Below are 19,269 nucleotides of genomic sequence, written 5' to 3' on the forward strand. Positions count from 1 at the left end.
CGCCACAAAAATATCTATCCCTTTCAAGATTGGACACTGCGATGAGTTCGACCGTCGCTACCACCCAGGACGCCGTTGCGCCCCGCACTTGGCGCAAGGTTGGCATTCGGATCATCCCACTGGTGGGGCTCGCCTATGTGGCGAGCTACATCGACCGTGCCAACGTCGGCTACATCGCCGCACCGATGTCACGTGAGCTACACCTGAACAGCAGCCAGCTCGGCTTGGCCGCGGGGCTGTTCTTTATCGGCTACGTCCTCGTCGAGGTGCCGAGCAATATGATGCTGAGCCGTTTCGGCGCCCGAACTTGGATCACCCGGATCATGGTCACGTGGGGACTGGTCACCGCTGCGACCGCAGCCGTGAACTCGGCGGCCACGCTCTACATCGCGCGGATGTTACTCGGGTTCGCCGAAGCCGGGCTGGCCGCCGGGATCCTGCTCTACCTGACGTTCTGGTTCCCGCGCCGCCAGCGTTCCTGGGCGTTGACAACCTTCATCCTGATGATCCCGGTGTCCTCGATCATCGGCTCGCCCTTGGCTGCCGCGCTGCTCGCATGGGGTGAGGGAATGCTCGGTATCCCGGGCTGGCGGGCGTTGTTCCTCGTCGAGGGCTTCTTGACGGTCCTGCTCGGCATCCTGATCTACTCTTTCCTGCCCAATCGACCGCGCGATGCGCGCTGGCTGACCGATGAGGAGAAGACCGCCATCGAGAACACCCTGGCCGCCGAGGCCGCCGAACAGGCTGCCCACGGTGCGCTGACCGGGTTGCGCGAGGCGTTGCGCAGTGGACGGGTGTGGGCGATGGCCGTGGCGTGGTTCGCGATCGCGTTCGGGCTCTATCCGATGGCGTTCTTCCTGCCCACGATGATCAAGTCCATCACACACAGCATCGGTAGCGCCGGCGATGTCAGCAGCGTACTGCTGTCGGCGATCCCGTACGCGGTGGCCGGGATCGTCATGCTGAGCTGGGCTCGCTTCGCTGCCCGCCGGACGGCCGTCACGGCTACCGCCGTACCGATGGTCCTCGGAGTGACCGGACTGCTGCTGGCGACATTGACCCACAGCGGTGTCCTGTTCATCCTCGCGGTCTGCATGAGTGTCGCCGGGATCATCACTGCGATGCCCCAGTTCTGGCGGATACCGGCGATCGGCCTGACCGGCGCGGCTGCGGCCTCCGGGATCGGTCTCATCAACTCCGTCAGCAACCTCAGCGGCTTCATCGGCCCGTACTTCACCGGATTCATCGCGAACGCGACCGGTAGCTTCACCTATGCACTGTTGGCGATTGCAATCATCATGGCCGCCGGACTGACTGTCCTGCTCACCGTCGGGCGCCGGATGGAGCGGCTGGATGGGAACCTGTCATGACCACCTCACCCCACGAAACCCCGGGCACGGTGGGCGAGTCCGCCCGCCAAGGAAGCGTCACTCGCCGAGACGTGTTCGGTGGGGCCGCTGCCGTGGCAGGAGTCACCGGACTCGGCTGGGGTGCGGTCGCGCTCGGCGATCCGCAGCCCGGCGACACCGATCCTGTCCGGAACACCGCACTGATCATCGGCGATATCCAGCGGGGCATCACCAGCAACTATGCGTTCGCCAGGCAGGTCGTGCCACCGCTCACCGAACTGCTCCCGCGTGCCCGCGCGGCCGGTGTGCTGGTTGTGTTCGTGCACATCGCCTTCCGGGCCAATGGGGCCGATCTGCCGCCGGGCAACGCGTTGTACCGGTCGTTCCACGATGCCGGGGACAACTTTCACGAGGGGTCGGCCGGAACCGAGATCGACCTGCCGGTCACCCACGAGGACGTCGTCGTGCTGAAACGCCGCGCCAGTGCATTCGCCGGCACTGATCTCGACCTGGTGCTGCGTGCCCGCGGCGTCGACACCCTCGCGATCGCCGGAGTCGCGACCGGCGCAATGGTGGCAGCGACGTGCTACGACGCGTCCGACCGTGGTTACCAAGTGACCGTGCTACGTGATGGTTGTGCCGACAGTGATCAGGCGATGCACGACTTCTTCATGAACACCGTCTTTCCCAGCCGGGGATTCGAAGTCGTGGACTGCGCTGGATGGCATGGCGAAAAACGATGACCCGCGTATTCGCACCATGCGGACAGCCCTGACCATTCCGACTACACAGAAGCGGACGCTCTAATTCCGAGGGGTGGGAAGCCCTGCGCAAATTGATTCCACCTGCTGTATCGAATACCGGTTATGGTCCGCCATTCCCAAAAGTAGTCGATATTTCCCTGAACAAAGAACACGCAAGAAAGTCAAGAACAATGCTCAGCAAAATTGCTACCTGCGCGGTATTGGCCACAGCTGCGGTATCGCTATCGGCCGGCGTCTCAGTTGCCGATCCCGCCGACGCTGCCGGGGTCGTCAACTACACCGCTACCAGTACGCCGACGTCGACAATCGTCAACAGCGACGCGGGCTCTCTGGTGAACGACAACGGTGTATTCAAGATAAAAGCAGCCGACGGGACCGTACTCGCCGGCGCGGAGCTGTCGTTCCGTGTCGATGATTTCCTGTTTCCGATCGCGGCCGACATCCACGATCGCACCGCGGTCCTGACTCCCCAGTTCGATCTCGCGCATGCCACCTATCAGCCGGTGGCGCTGCCATTCGAGGATCAGGCACCGTTCAAGACCCCCTATGACCGTGAAGTCGCGGCCTGGAACCGCATGACCAGCACCATCAGCGCGGGCGCCACGATCGGCACTCTTATCGGCGGCTTGGCCGGCGGCGCTGTCGGCTGTGTGATCGGCGGAATCGCAGGCGCGACGGTGGCTTCCGCGACGATCATCGGGCTGTTCGGCCCGTTCCTTCCCGCCGCCGCTGTCGGCTGCATCGGCGGCATCATCGCCGTCGGCGCGCTGGGCACCCTGGCCGGACAGTTGCTGGTCACCGCCCCGGTCGCGGTCATGGCGGCGGTCCAATACTTCACCACCATCAACCAGCCGTTCCCCCAGGCCAAGTAGGTGCAGTAGGGCCCACGGGAACTCGTGGGCAACAAGTGGTCTCGCCCGTACTCCCCTTCCGTCCGGGCGAGACCATTCCGCTCTGAGATATCAGACAGAACAATTGATATGACAAGCTTGTCTTGATGACATGCGCGATCATCTGGACAACACGAGGACAGGAAGCATGAACGCCACTTTGTTGCATCGGCTCCGCACAGAGCTCGACGAACGCCGAATGGGCACGGGGCTGCGCAGCGATCTCGTAGTCTCGGGAGCCCAAGGGCCAACGGTCGGCGTGAGCGGCGAGACGCTCGTGAACCTCGGCTCCAACGACTATCTCGGGCTCGCCGGGGACCCCGAGGTCCTCGATGCGGCACAGCGGGCGCTGCGCGAGATGGGGCTCGGGCTCACGGCTGGACGCGTGCTCGGTGGCACACGGGAGATCCACGGCCAGCTCGAGGCGGGCATCGCCGAGCTGGTCGGAGCCGACGACGCCCTGCTCTATAGCTCGTGTTTCGATGCGAACCTCGGCGTCTTCGACGCCCTGCTCGGCCCGGACGACGTAGTTCTCAGCGACAGACTCAACCATGCCAGCCTGATCGACGGCATCCGGCTGGCGTCGGCCCGACGGCGCGTCTTCGCGCACGCCGACCTCGACGAGCTCGAGCGCCAGCTCGCCGAGTGCGCAGACGCACGCCACCGGCTCATCGTTACCGACGGCGTCTTCAGCATGGACGGCGACATCGCCGCGCTGTCCCAGCTCTCCGAGCTGGCGCAGCGCTACGACGCGGTGCTGATGGTCGATGACTCACACGCCACAGGTGTGCTGGGCGCGACCGGCGCGGGCACGGCCGAGCACTTCGGGCTGGAGGGCAGTGTCGACGTGCTGACGGGGACGCTCGGCAAAGCGCTCGGCGCCGGGGCCGGGGGTTTCGTCGCCGGTGATCGTGCGATCGTGGAGACGCTGCGGCAGGCCTCGCGTCCGTACATCTTCACCAACGCGATGGCCCCTCCGCTGGCCGTTGGGGCGCTGGCGGCGATCCGGATCGCGCAGGGTCGCCCCGAGCTGCGAGAGCGCCTGGCCGCCAACACCGCCTGGCTCCGTGGGACATTGGGTGATCTCGGCTACGACGTGCTGCCGGGGGAGCACCCGATCATCCCCGTAATGCTGCGGGGCGGCTCACTGGCCCGTGACGTGGCTGCGGCGCTGCGCCGCGAGGGTGTCCTCGTCTTCGCGCTGGCGCATCCCGTGGTCCCGGTCGGCGAGGAACGGATCCGGGTGCAGGTCTCGGCGTCGCACACGGCAGATCAGCTAAAACTCGCGGCAGCCGCGTTCGGTCGGGCACGCGCAGTCCTGGTCGGCTCATGACTGCCGGCGAGGGGTTCCGCGCGCCCGTCAGCGCGGACAGTCGCGAGCTCGAGGGCCGGGTCGCGGTTGTGACCGGCGGCGCGAGCGGAATGGGCCTGGCGACCGCACACGCCCTGGCCCGCCGCGGTGCGACCGTTGCCGTATTCGATCTGGCCGCGCCCAGCCGCGCCGAGCTGGCGTCGATGCTGGAGGTAGCGGCCGATCGCGTCCAGTCGGCCGCAGTGGATATCACTGACAGCGACCAGGTACGCCACGCGTTCGCCACGTTGCTGGCGGAGCGATCGCGGCTCGACATCCTGGTCAACGCCGCAGGCATCGCACCGCCGACCGCATTCGAGGACATCACCGAGGCCGAGTGGAACCGCGTGCTCGCCGTCAGCGTGCACGGGACGTTCCTGTGCTGCCAGCAAGCACTTCCCGCGATGCGCAGCGGTCGCTGGGGAAGGATCGTCAACTTCTCCTCTACTGCCGGCAAAACCGTCAGCACTGCTGGGGGCGCGCACTACACGACGGCCAAGCACGGTGTCCTCGGGCTCACCCGGCACCTGGCGAAGAGCTACGGAGCCGATGGAGTCACGGTGAACGCCGTCTGCCCAGGCCTGATCGACACACCGATGGCCCGCACCCTGCTACCGGAAGAGGCGCTCGAAGGCGTCACTCGGTCGTTCCCGGTGCCCCGTGTCGGGCACCCCTGGGAGGTCGCTGAGCTGGTCGCGTTCCTCGCCTCCGACCGCGCGGCGTACATCACGGGTGCGGCCATCGACATCAACGGCGGTGACCTCATCGTCTGAGAAAACAGCACGCCGATCAGAGTTGCGACTACGAGCACGCGAAACACAGCCACCACCCCTACCGAGCACCCCGACGAGAAAGGTGAGCTCTTCTATGAGCACAGGGATAGTCAGAACAGTCCAGCATCGGATCGATGGCCGCGAGACCGCGGGCCAGTCGAACCGCACCGCCCCGGTATGGAACCCCGCAACCGGCGAGCGCCAGGCCAACGTGCTGCTGGCAGAGCCCGCCGACGTCGACACCGCGGTGCAAGCGGCGCGCGCCGCCCTGCCCGGCTGGGCGGACACTTCCGTCATGCGCCGGTCGCGGTTGATGTTCGCCTTCCGCAACCTCGTCGAGAAACACCTCGACGACCTCGCCCGGATCGTCTCCATCGAGCACGGCAAAGTCCTCGACGACGCCAGAGGCGAGCTCATTCGCGGCTTGGAGGTGATCGACTTCGCCTGTGGGATCCCGCAGCTGCTCAAGGGCGAGTACTCCGACCAGGTCTCGACCGATGTCGACCTCTTCTCGTTTCGCCAGCCACTCGGCGTCTGCGCCGGGATCGCGCCGTTCAACTTCCCTGCGATGGTCCCGATGTGGATGCACCCGATCGCGATCGCGACCGGCAACACGTTCGTGCTCAAACCCTCGGAACGCGCCCCGTCGTCGTCCAACTTCGTCGCCGAGCTCTACGCCGAAGCCGGCCTGCCGGACGGCGTCTTCAACGTCGTCCACGGTGACAAGGTTGCGGTCGACGCGATCCTCGACCACCCCGACATCGCGGCGGTGTCGTTCGTCGGCTCGACGCCGATCGCGCGGTACGTACACGAACGGGCGACTGCGAGCGGCAAGCGCGTGCAGGCGCTCGGCGGTGCCAAGAACCATGCCGTCGTGTTGCCCGATGCCGACCTCGACTTCGCGGCCGAGCATCTGATCGCGGGCGGGTACGGCTCGGCGGGCCAGCGTTGTATGGCGATCTCGGTCGCCGTCGCGGTCGGCGACGTGGCCGAGCCGCTCGTCGAGCTCATGCGCGAGAAGGCGCGGGCGATCAAGGTCGGGCCAGGACTCGAAGCCGCGTCCGAGATGGGCCCGGTCGTGTCGCCGGAGGCGCTCGAGCGGATCAGGGGCTACATCAGCTCCGGTATCGACGCGGGCGCCGACCTTGTGGTCGACGGGCGCGAGGTCGACGTTCAGGGCGATGGCTTCTTCGTCGGCCCGACATTGTTCGACCGCGTGACACCCGAGATGGACCTGTACCGCGACGAGATCTTCGGCCCCGTGCTCGTCGTCGTGCGCGTCAACTCGCTCGAGGAGGCGATCGACCTCATCAACAACAACAATTGGGCCAACGGTACGGCGATCTTCACCGCCAGTGGCCAGGCGGCCCGGCGCTTCCAGCGCTCCGTGCAGGTCGGGATGATCGGCGTCAACGTCCCGGTCCCGGTGCCCATGGCGTTCTACTCGTTCGGCGGGTGGAAGCAGTCACTGTTCGGCGCGCACCACATCCACGGTCCAGAGGGCGTCGCGTTCTACACGCACGCGAAGGCCGTCACCACCCGCTGGCCCGAGGAAGCGAAGGCAGGCAAGCACCGCGGCAACCTCCACTTCCCGACGGCCATCTGACCGGATCACCGCACCCCCGGATCGGCTTCGCGCCGGACCGGGGGCTGGTCGTCGTTGTGCTGACGCGATTCCTGGCTCGGCGCGGCGGTGACCGCCGCCATCGCTGGCTACCGGCGCCTCAGCCCGTGCGAACCCACCGCCCAAGACGCACTCGGGCCCGCCCACGCCCGCCGTGACTCGAGGCCCCGCCGACCCATCGGCGGGGCTTTCTGTACCTCGAGACGATCGTCGACGCCGCGCTCGCGGACCGATAACCGGGTGGCGAGAATATGCCTTCCGGTCACGGCCCTAGCGCGATGGCAGCTCGATGTTCGCCCTGCTCACGGACGTACTCTTCGCCAGAACCTGAAGCACGTCGCGACGCACGCGCTCGCATCGATTACGCATCGCGGCGTGGGCGCCATCCGGATCCTGCGCGCGCAGTCGCTCGAAGATGGCTTCCAGTTCGCCGGGCGGGCTCGCGATGTCGGGAGCGATCAACGAGGCCATCCGCAAGACCCGCTCCAGCTCGTCGAGCACATCGACGATCGCCTTGCCGAGACGGTTGTTCCCGCTGAAGTTGGCGATGATGCCCTCGAACTCGATCCCAGCCTGCAGCGACTCCTCCAGTTCCGCTTCGCCCGCCGCGAGCGCGAAGGGCACCTTGGACAGCACTTCGAGCCGTTCGAGCGCCGGCGCTGCGACGCCCAGGCGCGCCGCGGCGGCGGCAGCCTCGCTGGATAGCAGCGACCGCAAAGCGCAGAGATCGTCGGTGTCCTGGAGTGTGACGGGGCTGACGACATAGCCCGCGCGTGGCAGCGCAGTCACGAGCCCGTCGCGCCGCAACCGCGCGAGCGCCTCGCGCACCGGCGTCTTGCTGATGTGCCATTGCTGCGCGAGCGACGTCTCGGTGAAGCGGCTGCCCGGCGGCAACGTCAGGTCGATGATCTGGCGCCTGATTGCCCGGTATGCCTCGCCGGTGCGGTCGAGGCCGGTCTCTTCCTTGCCGACCAGCAGCAACGCGGGGATATGAGGCGTTCCCACGATCACGGGATAGATATCGCGCACCTCGTTAGCGTACTACTACGAAATATTGATATAGCAGCGACCCCGATTGGTTGGAGACTAAAGATATCTAAAGACAAAATTGATATCTCAATGATAAGTTGGTCCTATGCGGCAAAGCACCTCGGATTCCTGGCATCTCCCTGTAGCGAGCGATCTCCCGGTAATGGGCGCGATGAGCACGAATGACCGCGCGGCGCGGGCCGCGCACGACGGCGTGCGGGTTCTCCCGCTCATCGGAGCACCCATTCTTCCCATGCCGGACCACGTGCGACAGGCGGTCGTGCAAGCGATGGACCAGCCCGACCCCCGTGACACCCGCGGCCTCCCCGAACTCCGGGCCGCGATCGCCGCCGAGCTGGAGCGCGAGCACGGCCTGCACATCGACCCCGAGCGTCGCCTGCTGATCACCCACGGAGCGATGCAAGGCCTCTCCCTCGTGATGCGCACGGTGCTCGCTCCGGGCGACGAGGTGATCGTGCCGACTCCCACCTTCTTCTTCGACGGGGCAATCCGCGAGGCCGGCGCGACGCCTGCCTACGTCCCGTCCCGCGAGAGCGATGGATGGGCACTCGACCTCGCCGGACTGGAGGCCGCCGTCACGCCCCGCAGCCGGGCTGTGCTCTTGTGTAATCCGAACAATCCGACGGGCTACCTCCCCGACGCCGCGACCATTGCGGCCGTGGTCGACATCGCGGCGCGCCACGGGCTCCTCGTCATTTCCGACGATTCGTGGCAGCACTTCACGTTCGACGGTCGTCGGCACCAGCCGGTGGAGGCACTCGCCGATCGCTGGCCGCACATCGTGACCGTCACCAGCCTCAGCAAGTACTATGCGCTCGCGAGTTGGCGGGTCGGCTACGTCCTGGCTCCGTCGCCGATCATCGACGCGCTCGAGCGTCGCTTCCAATGGGAGGCGGTGTGCTGCGGAGTGACTTCGCAGCGGGCCGCGGTCGCCACCCTCACCGGGCCTCGCGACTGGCTGGACCGGGCGCTTTCCACATACCAGGCGAAGCGCGACCTGGTCTGCGACGGTATCGCCGCGATCGGCCTCCCCGAGCCCGTGCGACCCGGGTGCGGCGCCTTCCTGCTCGTCGACTGCTCCCGCCTCGGCGACACGCCGGACGATATCGACCGCGTGCTGCTGCGCCATGGCATCGCGACGGTCCGCGGCGGCGACATGCACGCCCCCGACACCCATGTCCGCCTCACATTCGGTGCGGACGACGAGCTACTCCGCGAGCTGATCCGCGGCCTCGAACAAGCCTGCCGAGAGCGCTAGGAAGTCGGCCCATGAACGCCGCCGCTCCCGGTGCCCGGTCCACGTTGACGGGACCTGCACCGAGTGCGCGACCGGGTTCAGTCCGACTCGGTGAGCACGGCGCGAGCAGGCACGACTCGTTGTCCGTGTTCATTGCGATCAACATATCGCCGGTGTTCGTATAACGTAGCCGCGCAACCCATTTCGCCGAATCCAGGCCGATGCCCGCCGGTCGCTGATTATGGGTGCCGCCAGGGTGCGACGCCAGTACTTGTTGAGGGTCCGCAGGAAGGCGCCGCCGTCGCCGATGCTGATCGCGTCATCGGTCAGCATGCCGATCAGCGTCTCGGTCCGGCCACTGACCGCCGCGGCGAGGAAACTCCTCGACGATCCTGCGAGCGGCGGCCTCCTCGATCGGCACCCGAACCCGGTCGATGGCCAGATGCTGTTTGGCGCGGCGATAGATCTGCTGGCAGTTCGACTCGGTGATATCGAGCATGTCGGCGATCTCGTTGTGCGCGTATCCGAATGCCGCACGCAGCACGTACACCACGCGCTCCTTGGCCGAGAGCCGCTCCATCAGCGTGAGCATCGCGATCGAGACCGATTCACGTTGCTCGACGGTATCGACCGGGCCGAGCATCCGGTCCCCGGCGAACACCGGTTCGGGCAGCCACTGACCCACATACGTCTCGTGTCTGGCCCGCGCCGAGGTGAGCTGGTTGAGGCACAGGTTGGTGAGCGCCTTGGGCAGCCATGCCTCGGGCGTCTCGACATGGTCCCGGTCGGCGGACTGCCAGCGCAGAAACGCCTCCTACACCGCGTCCTCGGCATCACCGGCCGACCCCAGCAATCGGTAGGCGATCGCCTCCAAACGGCCCCTGGTGCTCTCGAACAGATCGACCTCGTGGGTACTGAGCGACATCGCCCCAAAGTTGGCCATAGGCGCTGGCCGCGTCTACTCGCGCGGTTTTCGGGCCCCGCCAGGAAAGACTTCCACAGGTAGGGAATGGTGGGATGGTGCCGAACATCAGTCTGGATCGGGTCAGCGTGACCCACGGCGAAACGCCGATCCTCACCGACATCTCCGTGACGTTTCCGGGAGGTCGGTGCACTGCGGTCGTCGGGCCGAGTGGCACCGGCAAAACCACGCTGTTGCGGCTGCTCAACCGCCTCGACGAACCGAGCGGCGGTACGGTCCTGCTCGATGATGTCCCGATAGCCCGGTTACCCGTGCCGGATCTGCGCCGCCGCGTCGGACTGGTACCACAGCGACCGACGCTGCTCACCGAAATCGTCGGCGACGAGATCCGCGTCGGCCGTACCGATCTCGCAGCCGATCGCATCGATACGGTGCTCGCCCGCGTCGGCCTGCCGGACTTCCGTGATCGGCGCTGTCTCGAACTGTCCGGTGGTCAAGCGCAGCGGGTGTGTCTGGCGCGGGCGCTCGCCGTGGAACCCGAGGTGCTGTTGCTCGACGAACCGACCTCCGCGCTGGACGCGGAATCCGCTGTCGCGGTGGCAACTCTGATTCGCGACCACACCGCGACCGGCGGCGGTGTCGTCCTGGTCAGCCACGACACCGCCTTCGTGACCGATGTGGCCGACGACATCCGGACACTGCAACACGGGCATCTATCCCCCGGTACTGAACGGAAACCTCAGTGACAGAACAGCTTTCCATTCCCGGCTGGCCGGGTGTCGCGGCCTCGGTGGTATTCGTCGCACTGGCCGCCGCGATCGCCTACCGTCAGCGACTGCATCTGACCCGCGAGCTGCTCATCGCCGCAACCCGCGCCGCCGCACAATTGGTGGCGGTGGGCGCCATTCTGCTGATCCTGTTCCAGCACACCGGATTACCGGGCGCACTCGCCTGGGTTGTCCTGATGGTATTGGTCGCCGGGCAGGTAGCGGGCCGACGGGGACAGGGGGTGCCGCGGTCGCGGCGCGCCGCGACCATCGGGGTCGGCACCGGATCGGCCATCACGCTCGGCGCACTCATTCTGCTCGATGTGATCTCCACGCAGGCCCGCGTGGTCGTCCCGGTCGGCGGCATGATCGTTTCCGCCGCCATGCAGGCCACCGGTATCGCACTGCGCCGACTGCGCGAGGACGCCCGCAATGCGCGTCCCGCCATCGAAGCCCGCCTGTGCCTGGGTCTTTCGGCGCGTGCGGCCTTCCTACCGCACCGCAGGTCCGCACTGCGGACCGCGCTGATTCCGACGATCGACGCGACGAAGGTCGTCGGTCTGATCAGTCTGCCCGGAGCCATGACCGGTCTCATCCTGGCCGGTGTCGATCCCCTCACCGCGATTCGCTATCAGATCGTGGTCATGTACATGTTGCTCGCGGCCACCGCGCTGGCCGCGTTCACCGCGGCACGTGTCGCCGAGTCCTATCTGTTCGATGATGCCCAGCGGCTGGTGCCGCTGCCCCGCTGACGTTGTTGCGACCACCCCGGAATCCCCGGAGAGCGCATAGTCTTGATCGTCGTGGGCCGGGTGGATAGGAGCGAGCAGGTGGGCGATGCGGTGGTCGCGGTGCCGGAGTCGGTGCGCACGGAGTTGCGGCGTGGCGTGCGCAGTGTGCTTGTCGATGCCGTGGCGCTGCGGTTGGTGCGGGAGCGGTTCGATGACGAGCAGGCCGGGTCGTTGCGGCGGTATCTGGAGGCCTCCCAGTCGGCGAATACGTTGCGGGCGTATCGAACCGATTGGATCGCATGGGCCGGATGGTGCGCGACGGAGGGGCGGCAGGCGCTGCCCGCGGATCCGCTCGATGTCGCGGTATACCTGGCCGCAGCCGCGGATGCGTTGCGCCACAACGACGATGGTTCGCAGCGGTGGGCGTTCAGTGCGGCCACGCTCGAACGCAAGTCGGCGGCCATCGCGGCCGTGCACGCCGCCAACGGATTACCGTCACCCACCCGTTCCGATGTCGTGCGCCTGACCTTGCGCGGTATTCGCCGGACCCGTCGCACACAACCGAAACGCAAACGCCCCGTGCTCTTGCACACCCTCGAACAATTGCTCGCGGGGCTGCCGGAGCCGGGATGGCCGACCGAGCCCGCGCGCCGCCGCGACGCGCTGGCATTGCTCGTCGGATTCGCGGGGGCATTACGCCGCAGCGAACTCGCCGGATTGCGGATCGCCGATGTGCGGGCTGATCTCGATCATGGCACCGGTGAACCGCTGCTCCTCGTTCAGCTTCCGACCACCAAAACCGACCCCACTGGAATCGCAGAACAACGCGTCGCACTCCCCCGCGGCCAGCGTCCGCACACCTGCCCGGTCTGTGCCTTCGCCGATTGGATCCGGTTGCTCGAAGTACGTCGCACGCACGGTGATGTGCGCGCCTGGCTGGCCCAGGCATCCTCGCCGTCTCCGGATATCCACCGCTGCCACGGCTACCAGGGCACCGCACTCGCCGAAAACAACACCCTCCCACTGTTTCCCACCATCACCCGCCACGGCGGCATCGGCACCGAGGCCATGTCCGGCCGCGCCATCGCCGAACTCGTGAAACGCTATGCCGCGCGTGCCGGACTCGACCCCGACCTCTTCTCCGGACACTCACTGCGCGCCGGATTCGCCACCCAGGCCGCCCTCGGCGGGGCCAGCGACCGCGAGATCATGCGACAGGGCCGCTGGTCCAATCCGCGCACCGTACACAACTACATTCGCACCGCAAACCCGTTGGAAGACAACGCCGTCACCAAACTCGGCCTCTGAGCGGCGGCAGTCAGCTTCGTTGGTCGCGCGGTAGCAACACACTGACGACCGCGATAGCTGAGCTGAGCCCGGCGGCCAGCAGGAAGACCAGGTCATAACCGGCGGCGAGGCTGGCTGGGGAACTCTCACCGGCTACCTGTGTGGCCCTGGCCCCGGCTGCCGCGGCAAGTACCGCTAGGCCGATTGATCCGCCCACCTGACTGGCGGTGTTGGCCAGACCACCAACGATCCCCGTGTCGCTCCCGGGGACATCGGCGGTCGTCGTCGCCATGAGCGTGGGGAAGGTCAACCCGATGCCGACCGCGACGAGCAGTGTCGGCCCGAGCACGCCGGTGAGGTAGCCGCTACCGGCGTCTGCCTGGGCGAGCCAGCCGAAACCGACCAGGAGACAACCGCATCCGGCCAGCACTATCGGGCGCGCTCCGGTTCGCGGTAGCAGCGCCGCGGCCACCCGCGCGATGACCAAAAACGTCACCGCCGCGGGCGTCTGCCCGAGCCCGGCACGAATTGCGCTGTAACCCAATACGTTCTGCAGGAACATTGCCGTGAAATACCACATCGCGATGGCAATCCCGCCGAACAGCAACAGCATCCCGGTGCCGACGGCCACTCGCCGTATTCCGAACAGCCGCAAGGGCATCAGTGGCTGCGCAGTGAAACGCGCCTGCACCACGGTGAAAACTACGAGCAGCAGCAGGCCCGCCCCGATCGGTCCGAGCACCAGTGCCGACGTCCAGCCGTGATCGGTGGTCTGCATGACCCCGAAGATCAGCGCGGCCAACCCTGCCGTTCCCGTGATCGCGCCGGTGAAGTCGAGCGATTCCTTGCGACCGGTTCGCTTGCCGGACAATGCCGTCAACGCCATTGCGATCAGCACCGCGCCGATCGGGACGTTGATCAAGAAGATCCACCGCCAGGACAGGCCGGTGGTGAGCGCGCCACCCGCGAGCGCACCCGCCATTCCGCCCACACCGCCGGAGGCGGACCAAGCACCGAACGCCCTGGCCCGCATGTGCTCCTCGGTGAAGCTGGTGTTGATCACCGCCAATGTCGCCGGTGCCAGCATCGCGGCACCCATGCCTTGCACCACGCGGGCCGCCACCAGCACCTCCGGCGTCCCGGCCAAACCCCCGACCAGACTCGACGCGGCGAATAACACCAGCCCGGCGGCCAGCATCCGACGCTGACCGAACAGGTCGGTGGCGCGGCCGCCCAGCAGCATGAGCCCGGCGAAGGTCAGCAGATAGCCGTTCACCACCCAGGCCAGACCGGTGGCGGTGAAGCCGAGGTCGCGCTGGATGGCGGGCAGCGCGACATTGACGATGGACGAATCCAGGATGACCATGAACTGGCTGGCACACGCCAGCACCAGAATCCACCGCATAGAGCTGATGCGCGGCGTGGCCTGCCGAGTCGCCGCGTTGATGCCTGTCATGAACGTTCTCCTTGCCGATCCACCGCTCACGCGGACTGAGAGGCCATGTCGGCCAAGGTTTCGCCGATGTGCCCGTCCGCGGCGTCGGGGACACGCCCCTCGCCGAGCAACCGAATCGCGATTTCCGCTAGCCTGCGGCCCTGGTATCGGGCTGCTCCCAGCGCCTCCGAATCCGGGCCGTTGCCGGTCGGGCCGCTCACAAACGAAGTGCCGTAAGGGTTTCCGCCCGCGGCGTATACGGCAGGGTCGGTGAAACCGGGCGGGACGATGAGCGATCCCCAGTGGTAGAAGACGTTACCCAAAGCCAAGAGTGTGGCCTCGCTGCCGCCGTGCCGGTTGAACGCCGAGGTGAACGCCGTCACCGGCTTGTCGGCCAGCTTTCCTTCCCGCCACAGCGCGCCGGCCTGGTCGATGAACTGCTTGAGCTGGGCGGCTGGCGTGCCGAAGCGGGTCGGCGTCCCGAATGCGAACGCGTCGGCCCAGGCCAGGTCCTCGAGAGCGGCCTCGGGGATCGATGTGGCCGCATCGGCGTGCCGCCGCCACTGCGGGTTCTGGTCGATCGCACTGTCGGGTGCCAGCTCGGCGACCCGCCGCAACCGTACCTCGGCCCCGGCGGAAGTGGCGCCCGCGGCGACGGCCTGTGCGAGCGCGTGCACGCTGCCTGTCGCGCTGTAGTAGATGACTGCGACCTTCACCGTCATGTCCGGCTCCCTCGATGTAGAATTAGTTATGCGCATAATAGTTATGCGAATAATGAAAATCTGTCAAGGAGAGCCCGTGGACTTCGAGCAAGCCGACGCCCTCAACCAAGCCATCCGCCTGCTGACCCTGCGCCACCGGGCCAGGGCCGCGGCACTCTTGGCGCCGCTCGGCCTGCACCCCGGTCAGGAGGCATTCCTGCTCGAACTCGATCGAACCGGCCCGATGATTCAGGCCCAGCTCAGCGAGGCGCTCGGCTGTGAGCCACCCAGCGTCACACTCATGACCCGTAAACTCGAAGCCTCCGGCCATGTCCGCCGCACCCCCGCCCCCTCCGACAAGCGCGCCAGCATCGTCGAACTCACCGACAGCGGCAAAGTCCTGACCGAACAGGTCAAGCGGATGTGGTGCGCGCTGGCCGAGGAAACCGTGACCGGCCTGCCCGCCCAGACCATCACCGAACTACCGAGCCTTCTCAACACCCTGACCGGCAACGTCGACACCAGGCACTCCCGCCGCCTGCACGACGGATAAGAGCAGCAATCGTCAGTGCCGATTCCGGCAACCTGACACGACGAATACTGCTACGTCACCAGTCCTCGAAAGACCCATATCCTGCAGTCGGTCGGCGTCTACGTTCTCGGGCACGCACTCGCCCAGGTCGGCATCCCGCCCGGAACCGACGAACAATCACCCGACCCTGCCGCCCTCGACTACTACGACCAGTGGTTCACCACCGGACTGCACGCCATGATCATCGGATTCCAGCAAACCCACCCGGAGTAGAAATCCTCACCATGGCAGGCCACAACGCCTTTCGCGTTCATCGGCGCCGTCGTGCGGCGGGATCGGTCTCGCCTGCCATCGACCGAGGGCTTCGCCGACACCTTCGTGTACTTGCTCAGGCAGCGCACCGAGGTGTGTCCGGACAACGCCATCAGCATCGGCGTGGACGCTCCCCGCTCTGCAGCGTGGGTGAGCCGGGAGTGGCGCAGCTGGTGCTGCGTAAACGGGCCATGCGTCATCAGCGCGGTGTGTTCCTCGAACAGTGTCGCCGCTCCCGATACCGACTGAATCACCAAGGCGCCGTGAGGGGCATCCAGACGGCTCGGCCAACTAAGCTGGCACGGTGACGCCTTTCGCTGTTGGTCGAACGATTATGGTGCGGGACACGATCTTTGGGCGCGCGTTCACCGAGTGGCCGCAGCGGGTAGTGGTGGATCGGGGGGACGAGTTGCGGGTGTTGCTGACGCCCGGAACCGAGGGAGTGGGGCCGCAGTTGTGGATCAGATCCATGCGGGAGGGCGATCCGGGGGCACGGGGGCGGTTGCTCGAGGCGTATGCGCGGCGGGAGTGGGAGATGGGGGCATGGGTGTGGCAGCGCACTACGCGGCTGGCGATCATGTATGCGGATCGCTATTTCGCGATTGCCCCGATGTGGGATGAGCACGGCGAATTCCTGTGGTGGTACGTCAATTTCCAATTGCCGTTCACGCGGACCGCCGATGGTGTCGACACCAGTGACCTGCACCTGGATCTCATTGTCGAACCGGATCTGAGCTACCACTGGAAGGACGAGGACGAATACGCACTAGCCATTCGGCTTGGCCTGGTGCCCGAGCAGTGGCAGCGCGCGATCGAGGGTGCGCGCGACGAGGCATTGGACCTGGTCACACGTCGCGCCGGACCTTTCGGCGAGGATTGGCGCGCGGTTCCCGGATAGGCGAAGTCAATCCTGGATGCGCCGCCAAGGGCGTTCGGATTCAAGGGCGATCGGCTCGGCTTCAACCCGACCAGACCGCAGCACGCGGCCGGAATCCTGATCGAGCCGCCACCATCATTGCCGTGCGCGATCGGCACGACACCCGCGGCCACCAAAGCCGCCGCACCACCCGATGACGCACCCGGCGAATAGTCCGTATGCCAGGGATTGCGTGTCGGTTCGGCCGCGGCGAATTCGGTACTCGCATTCAAACCGAACTCCGGTAGCCGACTCTTGCCCAGCACCGACATCCCGGTGCTCAGAAACTGTTTCGCGTACGGCCCATCCTTGGCGGCGGGCCGTCCGACGAACGCCGCGGTGCCGTAATTGGTCGGCAGCCCACGCACATCGGTGTTGTCCTTGACATACGTCGGCACACCGAACAGCGGCGCATCCGGATCACCCGCCGCGAGCGCGGATTCCGCCGAGATCGCAAGGGCGCGCAATGTCGGATCGACCTGCGTGGCCCGCGCCCGCGCCGCCTCGGCGACCTCGGCCGCGCCGATCGCCCCGCGACGCACCTGTTCCGCAATCGCCACCGCGTCGTGGTCGGCGAGCACATCGGCGTTGAAGGCATGGAATCGCATATCCGAATTCTGCGCGCTGCCACACGACCACGCACCGTTTTGAACACGCGAACAGTCGACGGAGGTCCCCCATGGCGTCGGATATCGTTTAACTGCAACGTAATCGAGGAGATCGACAATATGAATAGCTCGACCGCCCCGCTATGCCTACTGGCCGCGGGGGTACTGAGTTTCGTTCCAGCACAATCGGCTTCGGCGGATGCACTGCCGGATCAGGTCCGCACTGTCACCACCGAGGACGGCTGGCAGCTCACGGTGACGAAGTCCACCGAAGACCTCAATCGAGTTCCCAATCTCGCCGACACCGCGTTCACTCGAGAGGGCTTCGTCAGTGTGCGCGCGGCCGCCGATATCACTGGTGCGGGCAGTGAATCGGTCAACTCGGGCACACTAACACTCGGCTACCAGATCGGTTGCCAAATCGACGTTTCCAACGGCATATCGCTCGGGCTCGCAGCGACGGTCGGGCCGAATGTCAACGTGATGGTCGCGCCGAGTCCGGGGCTGAGCGCCGGTGTCGGGGCCATGGCAATGCCCAGCGTATCCACCACCTTCAAACCGGGCACGATTACCACCATCCCGTTCGGCACCAAAGCCCTTGCCGGACCGCATGGTTCGATCACCACCGATCAGGTGCAGATCAAAATCGATGCCTGTATGGGTCCGGTCAGCCTGCGCTCGTATGTGATCGCGACCATTTCCACCGATACCGCTGACAATTCGGTCGCGGTGTACGGCGATCCGATCTGGTTGTGACGGCGATGTCCATCACATCCCGGCGAGCCGTGCTGGTCATGGCCGGAGTCCTCGCGATCGCCACGAGCGCACTGTCGACCGTCACCCACGCCGCACCGATCGTGCCCGCCACCTGCGGCGAACCCGGCGCACCCGATTGCGCCGAGCCGACCACCGACAAGAATCCCGGCCAGGGCATCGTGCTCGCGCCGGCCGGTCCGCCGCTGCTCACGCCGGCCGCACCACCCCCGCCCGCGAAACCGAATTCGCCCGCCGCCGCATTGACCCCACCGGCGCCGGTCCCGAACCGGGGCAGGCCGATCGTGCCTGCCGCTGAATGAATTCAGCTGCGGCGCAACTCGAAAATGCGGAAGGTGCGCCCGCCGGACAGCTCGCATTCCATTTCATAGCCCGGCCAGAACTCGACCACCACATCCCAGACGCGTTTGCGGTCCATACCGGTGACCTCGGTGACGGTCACCTCGAACTGCTCACCCTCGAGCCGGGCGGTCGCGGTGCCGACCGCCCGCAGGTTGGCCGACCACACCGGATGCTTGGGCTTGCCCCAATTGGAGCCGACGATCAGGAAGTCGTCACCGCGCGGCACATACAGCAGCGATGTGGTGCGCGCGATCCCGGTTTTGCGGCCCGGGACGGTGATCTCGATCGACGGCAAACCCGCCAGGTCGAGCACCCCGTGACGACCACGGCTGACCCACCGAACACACCGTTCCAGCCGCAGCACTATCGGCGCCATGCGCATTACCCAGCTCTTCTGCGCGATCCAGCGAGCTAGCGCGGGCAGCGGATTCGACACCATAATTCGAAATCTTGGCAGAAATCCCACACCGGAGCACCGTCGGGACCCCGCGTTGAGACCAACGCCGTTGGTGCCCTGCGGGAATCGCGGCACCGTCTGACCGCGCGCTGGTTCACCCGACATGTGCGCACGACCCGTAATGCCGGTCGTGAGCGCCTGCGCGCGGCCGCGCCCAGCTACCTCGCGGGCATCGAGCGATGCTTCGCCGACAAGCTCGATTCGGACGAATTATCCTCAGCCCAACCGATCTCATGATCACACCCTGGCGCAGTTCATAGCCCGCAGAGGCCTGCACCGACTGCCAGTTGTCACGATTTGATCACCGTGGCAGTCAATGCAATCCGAGTCACATTCACACGCGTGGTGAAATCACTTCTGAAACATTAGTACTTCACACCGGCCTGTACCTTTGATGGCAGGCACATCGAGCGTGCACCCCGGAAAGGATGCAGCCCCTTGGCGATC

Annotated in this window: 21 protein-coding genes and 1 pseudogene; 14 read left to right on the plus strand and 8 right to left on the minus strand. The window is 66.4% G+C overall.

From position 1 onward, the window contains the following. Positions 1-41: 41 nt before the first annotated feature. The 6 genes from AB0L63_RS19825 to AB0L63_RS19850 all read left to right on the plus strand — a co-directional run bounded on the left by AB0L63_RS19825 (position 42) and on the right by AB0L63_RS19850 (position 6,733). Positions 42-1,370 carry an MFS transporter gene (locus AB0L63_RS19825; RefSeq protein WP_364502633.1) on the plus strand — a complete coding sequence of 443 codons (1,329 nt, stop codon included), beginning with the start codon at positions 42-44 and terminating at the stop codon, positions 1,368-1,370. Then, positions 1,367-2,092 (plus strand): isochorismatase family cysteine hydrolase, encoded by a 726-nt coding sequence (locus AB0L63_RS19830; protein ID WP_364502636.1) that lies wholly within the window; start codon positions 1,367-1,369, stop codon positions 2,090-2,092. Before AB0L63_RS19825 ends, AB0L63_RS19830 begins: the two co-directional genes overlap by 4 nt. A 191-nt stretch (positions 2,093-2,283) precedes the next feature. Further along, on the plus strand, positions 2,284-2,985 hold the full coding sequence (locus tag AB0L63_RS19835; RefSeq protein ID WP_364502638.1) for a hypothetical protein: 702 nt from the start codon (positions 2,284-2,286) through the stop codon (positions 2,983-2,985). Positions 2,986-3,151: 166 nt separating this feature from the next. Continuing rightward, positions 3,152-4,336, plus strand: a complete 1,185-nt coding sequence (locus AB0L63_RS19840) for a glycine C-acetyltransferase (protein ID WP_364502641.1) — start codon at positions 3,152-3,154, stop codon at positions 4,334-4,336. Next, positions 4,333-5,127 carry an SDR family NAD(P)-dependent oxidoreductase gene (locus AB0L63_RS19845; protein ID WP_364502644.1) on the plus strand — a complete coding sequence of 265 codons (795 nt, stop codon included), beginning with the start codon at positions 4,333-4,335 and terminating at the stop codon, positions 5,125-5,127. The genes AB0L63_RS19840 and AB0L63_RS19845 overlap by 4 nt, the downstream gene beginning before the upstream one ends. A gap of 94 nt (positions 5,128-5,221) precedes the next feature. Continuing rightward, entirely contained in the window at positions 5,222-6,733 is a 1,512-nt protein-coding gene (locus tag AB0L63_RS19850) for a CoA-acylating methylmalonate-semialdehyde dehydrogenase (protein ID WP_364502647.1), read from the plus strand. A gap of 288 nt (positions 6,734-7,021) precedes the next feature. Here AB0L63_RS19850 and AB0L63_RS19855 read toward each other — a convergent pair whose 3' ends face one another. Continuing rightward, positions 7,022-7,780, minus strand: coding sequence for a GntR family transcriptional regulator (locus AB0L63_RS19855; protein ID WP_364502650.1), 759 nt, complete (start codon positions 7,778-7,780; stop codon positions 7,022-7,024). A gap of 163 nt (positions 7,781-7,943) precedes the next feature. On the opposite strand from AB0L63_RS19855, the gene AB0L63_RS19860 reads away from it, so the two are divergent. Then, positions 7,944-9,059 (plus strand): pyridoxal phosphate-dependent aminotransferase, encoded by a 1,116-nt coding sequence (locus AB0L63_RS19860; RefSeq protein WP_364502653.1) that lies wholly within the window; start codon positions 7,944-7,946, stop codon positions 9,057-9,059. Positions 9,060-9,197: 138 nt separating this feature from the next. On the opposite strand, the gene AB0L63_RS19865 is transcribed toward AB0L63_RS19860, so the two are convergent. Both AB0L63_RS19865 and AB0L63_RS19870 read right to left on the minus strand, forming a co-directional pair. Continuing rightward, positions 9,198-9,371 (minus strand): hypothetical protein, encoded by a 174-nt coding sequence (locus AB0L63_RS19865; protein WP_364502655.1) that lies wholly within the window; start codon positions 9,369-9,371, stop codon positions 9,198-9,200. Then, positions 9,358-9,723 carry a sigma factor-like helix-turn-helix DNA-binding protein gene (locus tag AB0L63_RS19870; RefSeq protein WP_364502658.1) on the minus strand — a complete coding sequence of 122 codons (366 nt, stop codon included), beginning with the start codon at positions 9,721-9,723 and terminating at the stop codon, positions 9,358-9,360. The genes AB0L63_RS19865 and AB0L63_RS19870 overlap by 14 nt, the downstream gene beginning before the upstream one ends. A gap of 335 nt (positions 9,724-10,058) precedes the next feature. Here AB0L63_RS19870 and AB0L63_RS19875 point away from each other — a divergent pair, with 335 nt between their 5' ends. The 3 genes from AB0L63_RS19875 (at position 10,059) to AB0L63_RS19885 (ending at position 12,766) form a co-directional block, all read left to right on the plus strand. Further along, the gene (locus AB0L63_RS19875; protein ID WP_364502660.1) at positions 10,059-10,706 is read left to right on the plus strand and encodes an ABC transporter ATP-binding protein; all 648 of its coding nucleotides are present in this window, start codon (positions 10,059-10,061) and stop codon (positions 10,704-10,706) included. Continuing rightward, a complete protein-coding gene (gene fetB, locus AB0L63_RS19880; RefSeq protein ID WP_364502663.1) occupies positions 10,703-11,479 on the plus strand; it encodes an iron export ABC transporter permease subunit FetB in 777 nt (258 codons plus the stop codon). The genes AB0L63_RS19875 and fetB overlap by 4 nt, the downstream gene beginning before the upstream one ends. A gap of 78 nt (positions 11,480-11,557) precedes the next feature. Beyond that, complete coding sequence (locus tag AB0L63_RS19885; protein ID WP_364502665.1) at positions 11,558-12,766, plus strand: site-specific integrase; 1,209 nt, start codon at positions 11,558-11,560, stop codon at positions 12,764-12,766. Positions 12,767-12,776: 10 nt separating this feature from the next. On the opposite strand, the gene AB0L63_RS19890 is transcribed toward AB0L63_RS19885, so the two are convergent. Beyond that, positions 12,777-14,201: an MFS transporter gene (locus AB0L63_RS19890; RefSeq protein WP_364502667.1), complete on the minus strand. Its 1,425-nt coding sequence runs from the start codon at positions 14,199-14,201 to the stop codon at positions 12,777-12,779. Positions 14,202-14,227: 26 nt separating this feature from the next. Next, a complete protein-coding gene (gene wrbA, locus AB0L63_RS19895) occupies positions 14,228-14,902 on the minus strand; it encodes an NAD(P)H:quinone oxidoreductase (RefSeq protein WP_364502670.1) in 675 nt (224 codons plus the stop codon). Positions 14,903-14,978: 76 nt separating this feature from the next. Here wrbA and AB0L63_RS19900 point away from each other — a divergent pair, with 76 nt between their 5' ends. Beyond that, positions 14,979-15,434 carry a MarR family transcriptional regulator gene (locus tag AB0L63_RS19900; protein WP_364502674.1) on the plus strand — a complete coding sequence of 152 codons (456 nt, stop codon included), beginning with the start codon at positions 14,979-14,981 and terminating at the stop codon, positions 15,432-15,434. 182 nt (positions 15,435-15,616) lie between these two features. Here the strand turns inward: AB0L63_RS19900 and AB0L63_RS19905 are convergent, their stop codons facing one another. Further along, positions 15,617-15,979, minus strand: a complete 363-nt coding sequence (locus tag AB0L63_RS19905; RefSeq protein WP_364502677.1) for a tyrosine-type recombinase/integrase — start codon at positions 15,977-15,979, stop codon at positions 15,617-15,619. An 83-nt stretch (positions 15,980-16,062) separates the two neighbouring features. Here AB0L63_RS19905 and AB0L63_RS19910 point away from each other — a divergent pair, with 83 nt between their 5' ends. Then, complete coding sequence (locus AB0L63_RS19910; protein ID WP_364502680.1) at positions 16,063-16,623, plus strand: DUF402 domain-containing protein; 561 nt, start codon at positions 16,063-16,065, stop codon at positions 16,621-16,623. A gap of 50 nt (positions 16,624-16,673) precedes the next feature. Here AB0L63_RS19910 and AB0L63_RS19915 read toward each other — a convergent pair. Continuing rightward, positions 16,674-17,249 (minus strand): annotated as a pseudogene (locus tag AB0L63_RS19915) (amidase family protein); the annotation flags it as partial. Positions 17,250-17,369: 120 nt separating this feature from the next. Here AB0L63_RS19915 and AB0L63_RS19920 point away from each other — a divergent pair. Then, positions 17,370-18,005, plus strand: a complete 636-nt coding sequence (locus tag AB0L63_RS19920) for an MspA family porin (RefSeq protein ID WP_364502683.1) — start codon at positions 17,370-17,372, stop codon at positions 18,003-18,005. Between the two features lie 5 nt (positions 18,006-18,010). Then, entirely contained in the window at positions 18,011-18,325 is a 315-nt protein-coding gene (locus AB0L63_RS19925) for a hypothetical protein (RefSeq protein WP_364502686.1), read from the plus strand. A gap of 2 nt (positions 18,326-18,327) precedes the next feature. Here AB0L63_RS19925 and AB0L63_RS19930 read toward each other — a convergent pair whose 3' ends face one another. Further along, a complete protein-coding gene (locus tag AB0L63_RS19930) occupies positions 18,328-18,804 on the minus strand; it encodes a nitroreductase family deazaflavin-dependent oxidoreductase (RefSeq protein ID WP_364502689.1) in 477 nt (158 codons plus the stop codon). Between the last annotated feature and the right edge of the window lie 465 nt (positions 18,805-19,269).

It is taken from the genome of Nocardia sp. NPDC051990, from assembly GCF_040680755.1.
Classification (GTDB): domain Bacteria; phylum Actinomycetota; class Actinomycetes; order Mycobacteriales; family Mycobacteriaceae; genus Nocardia.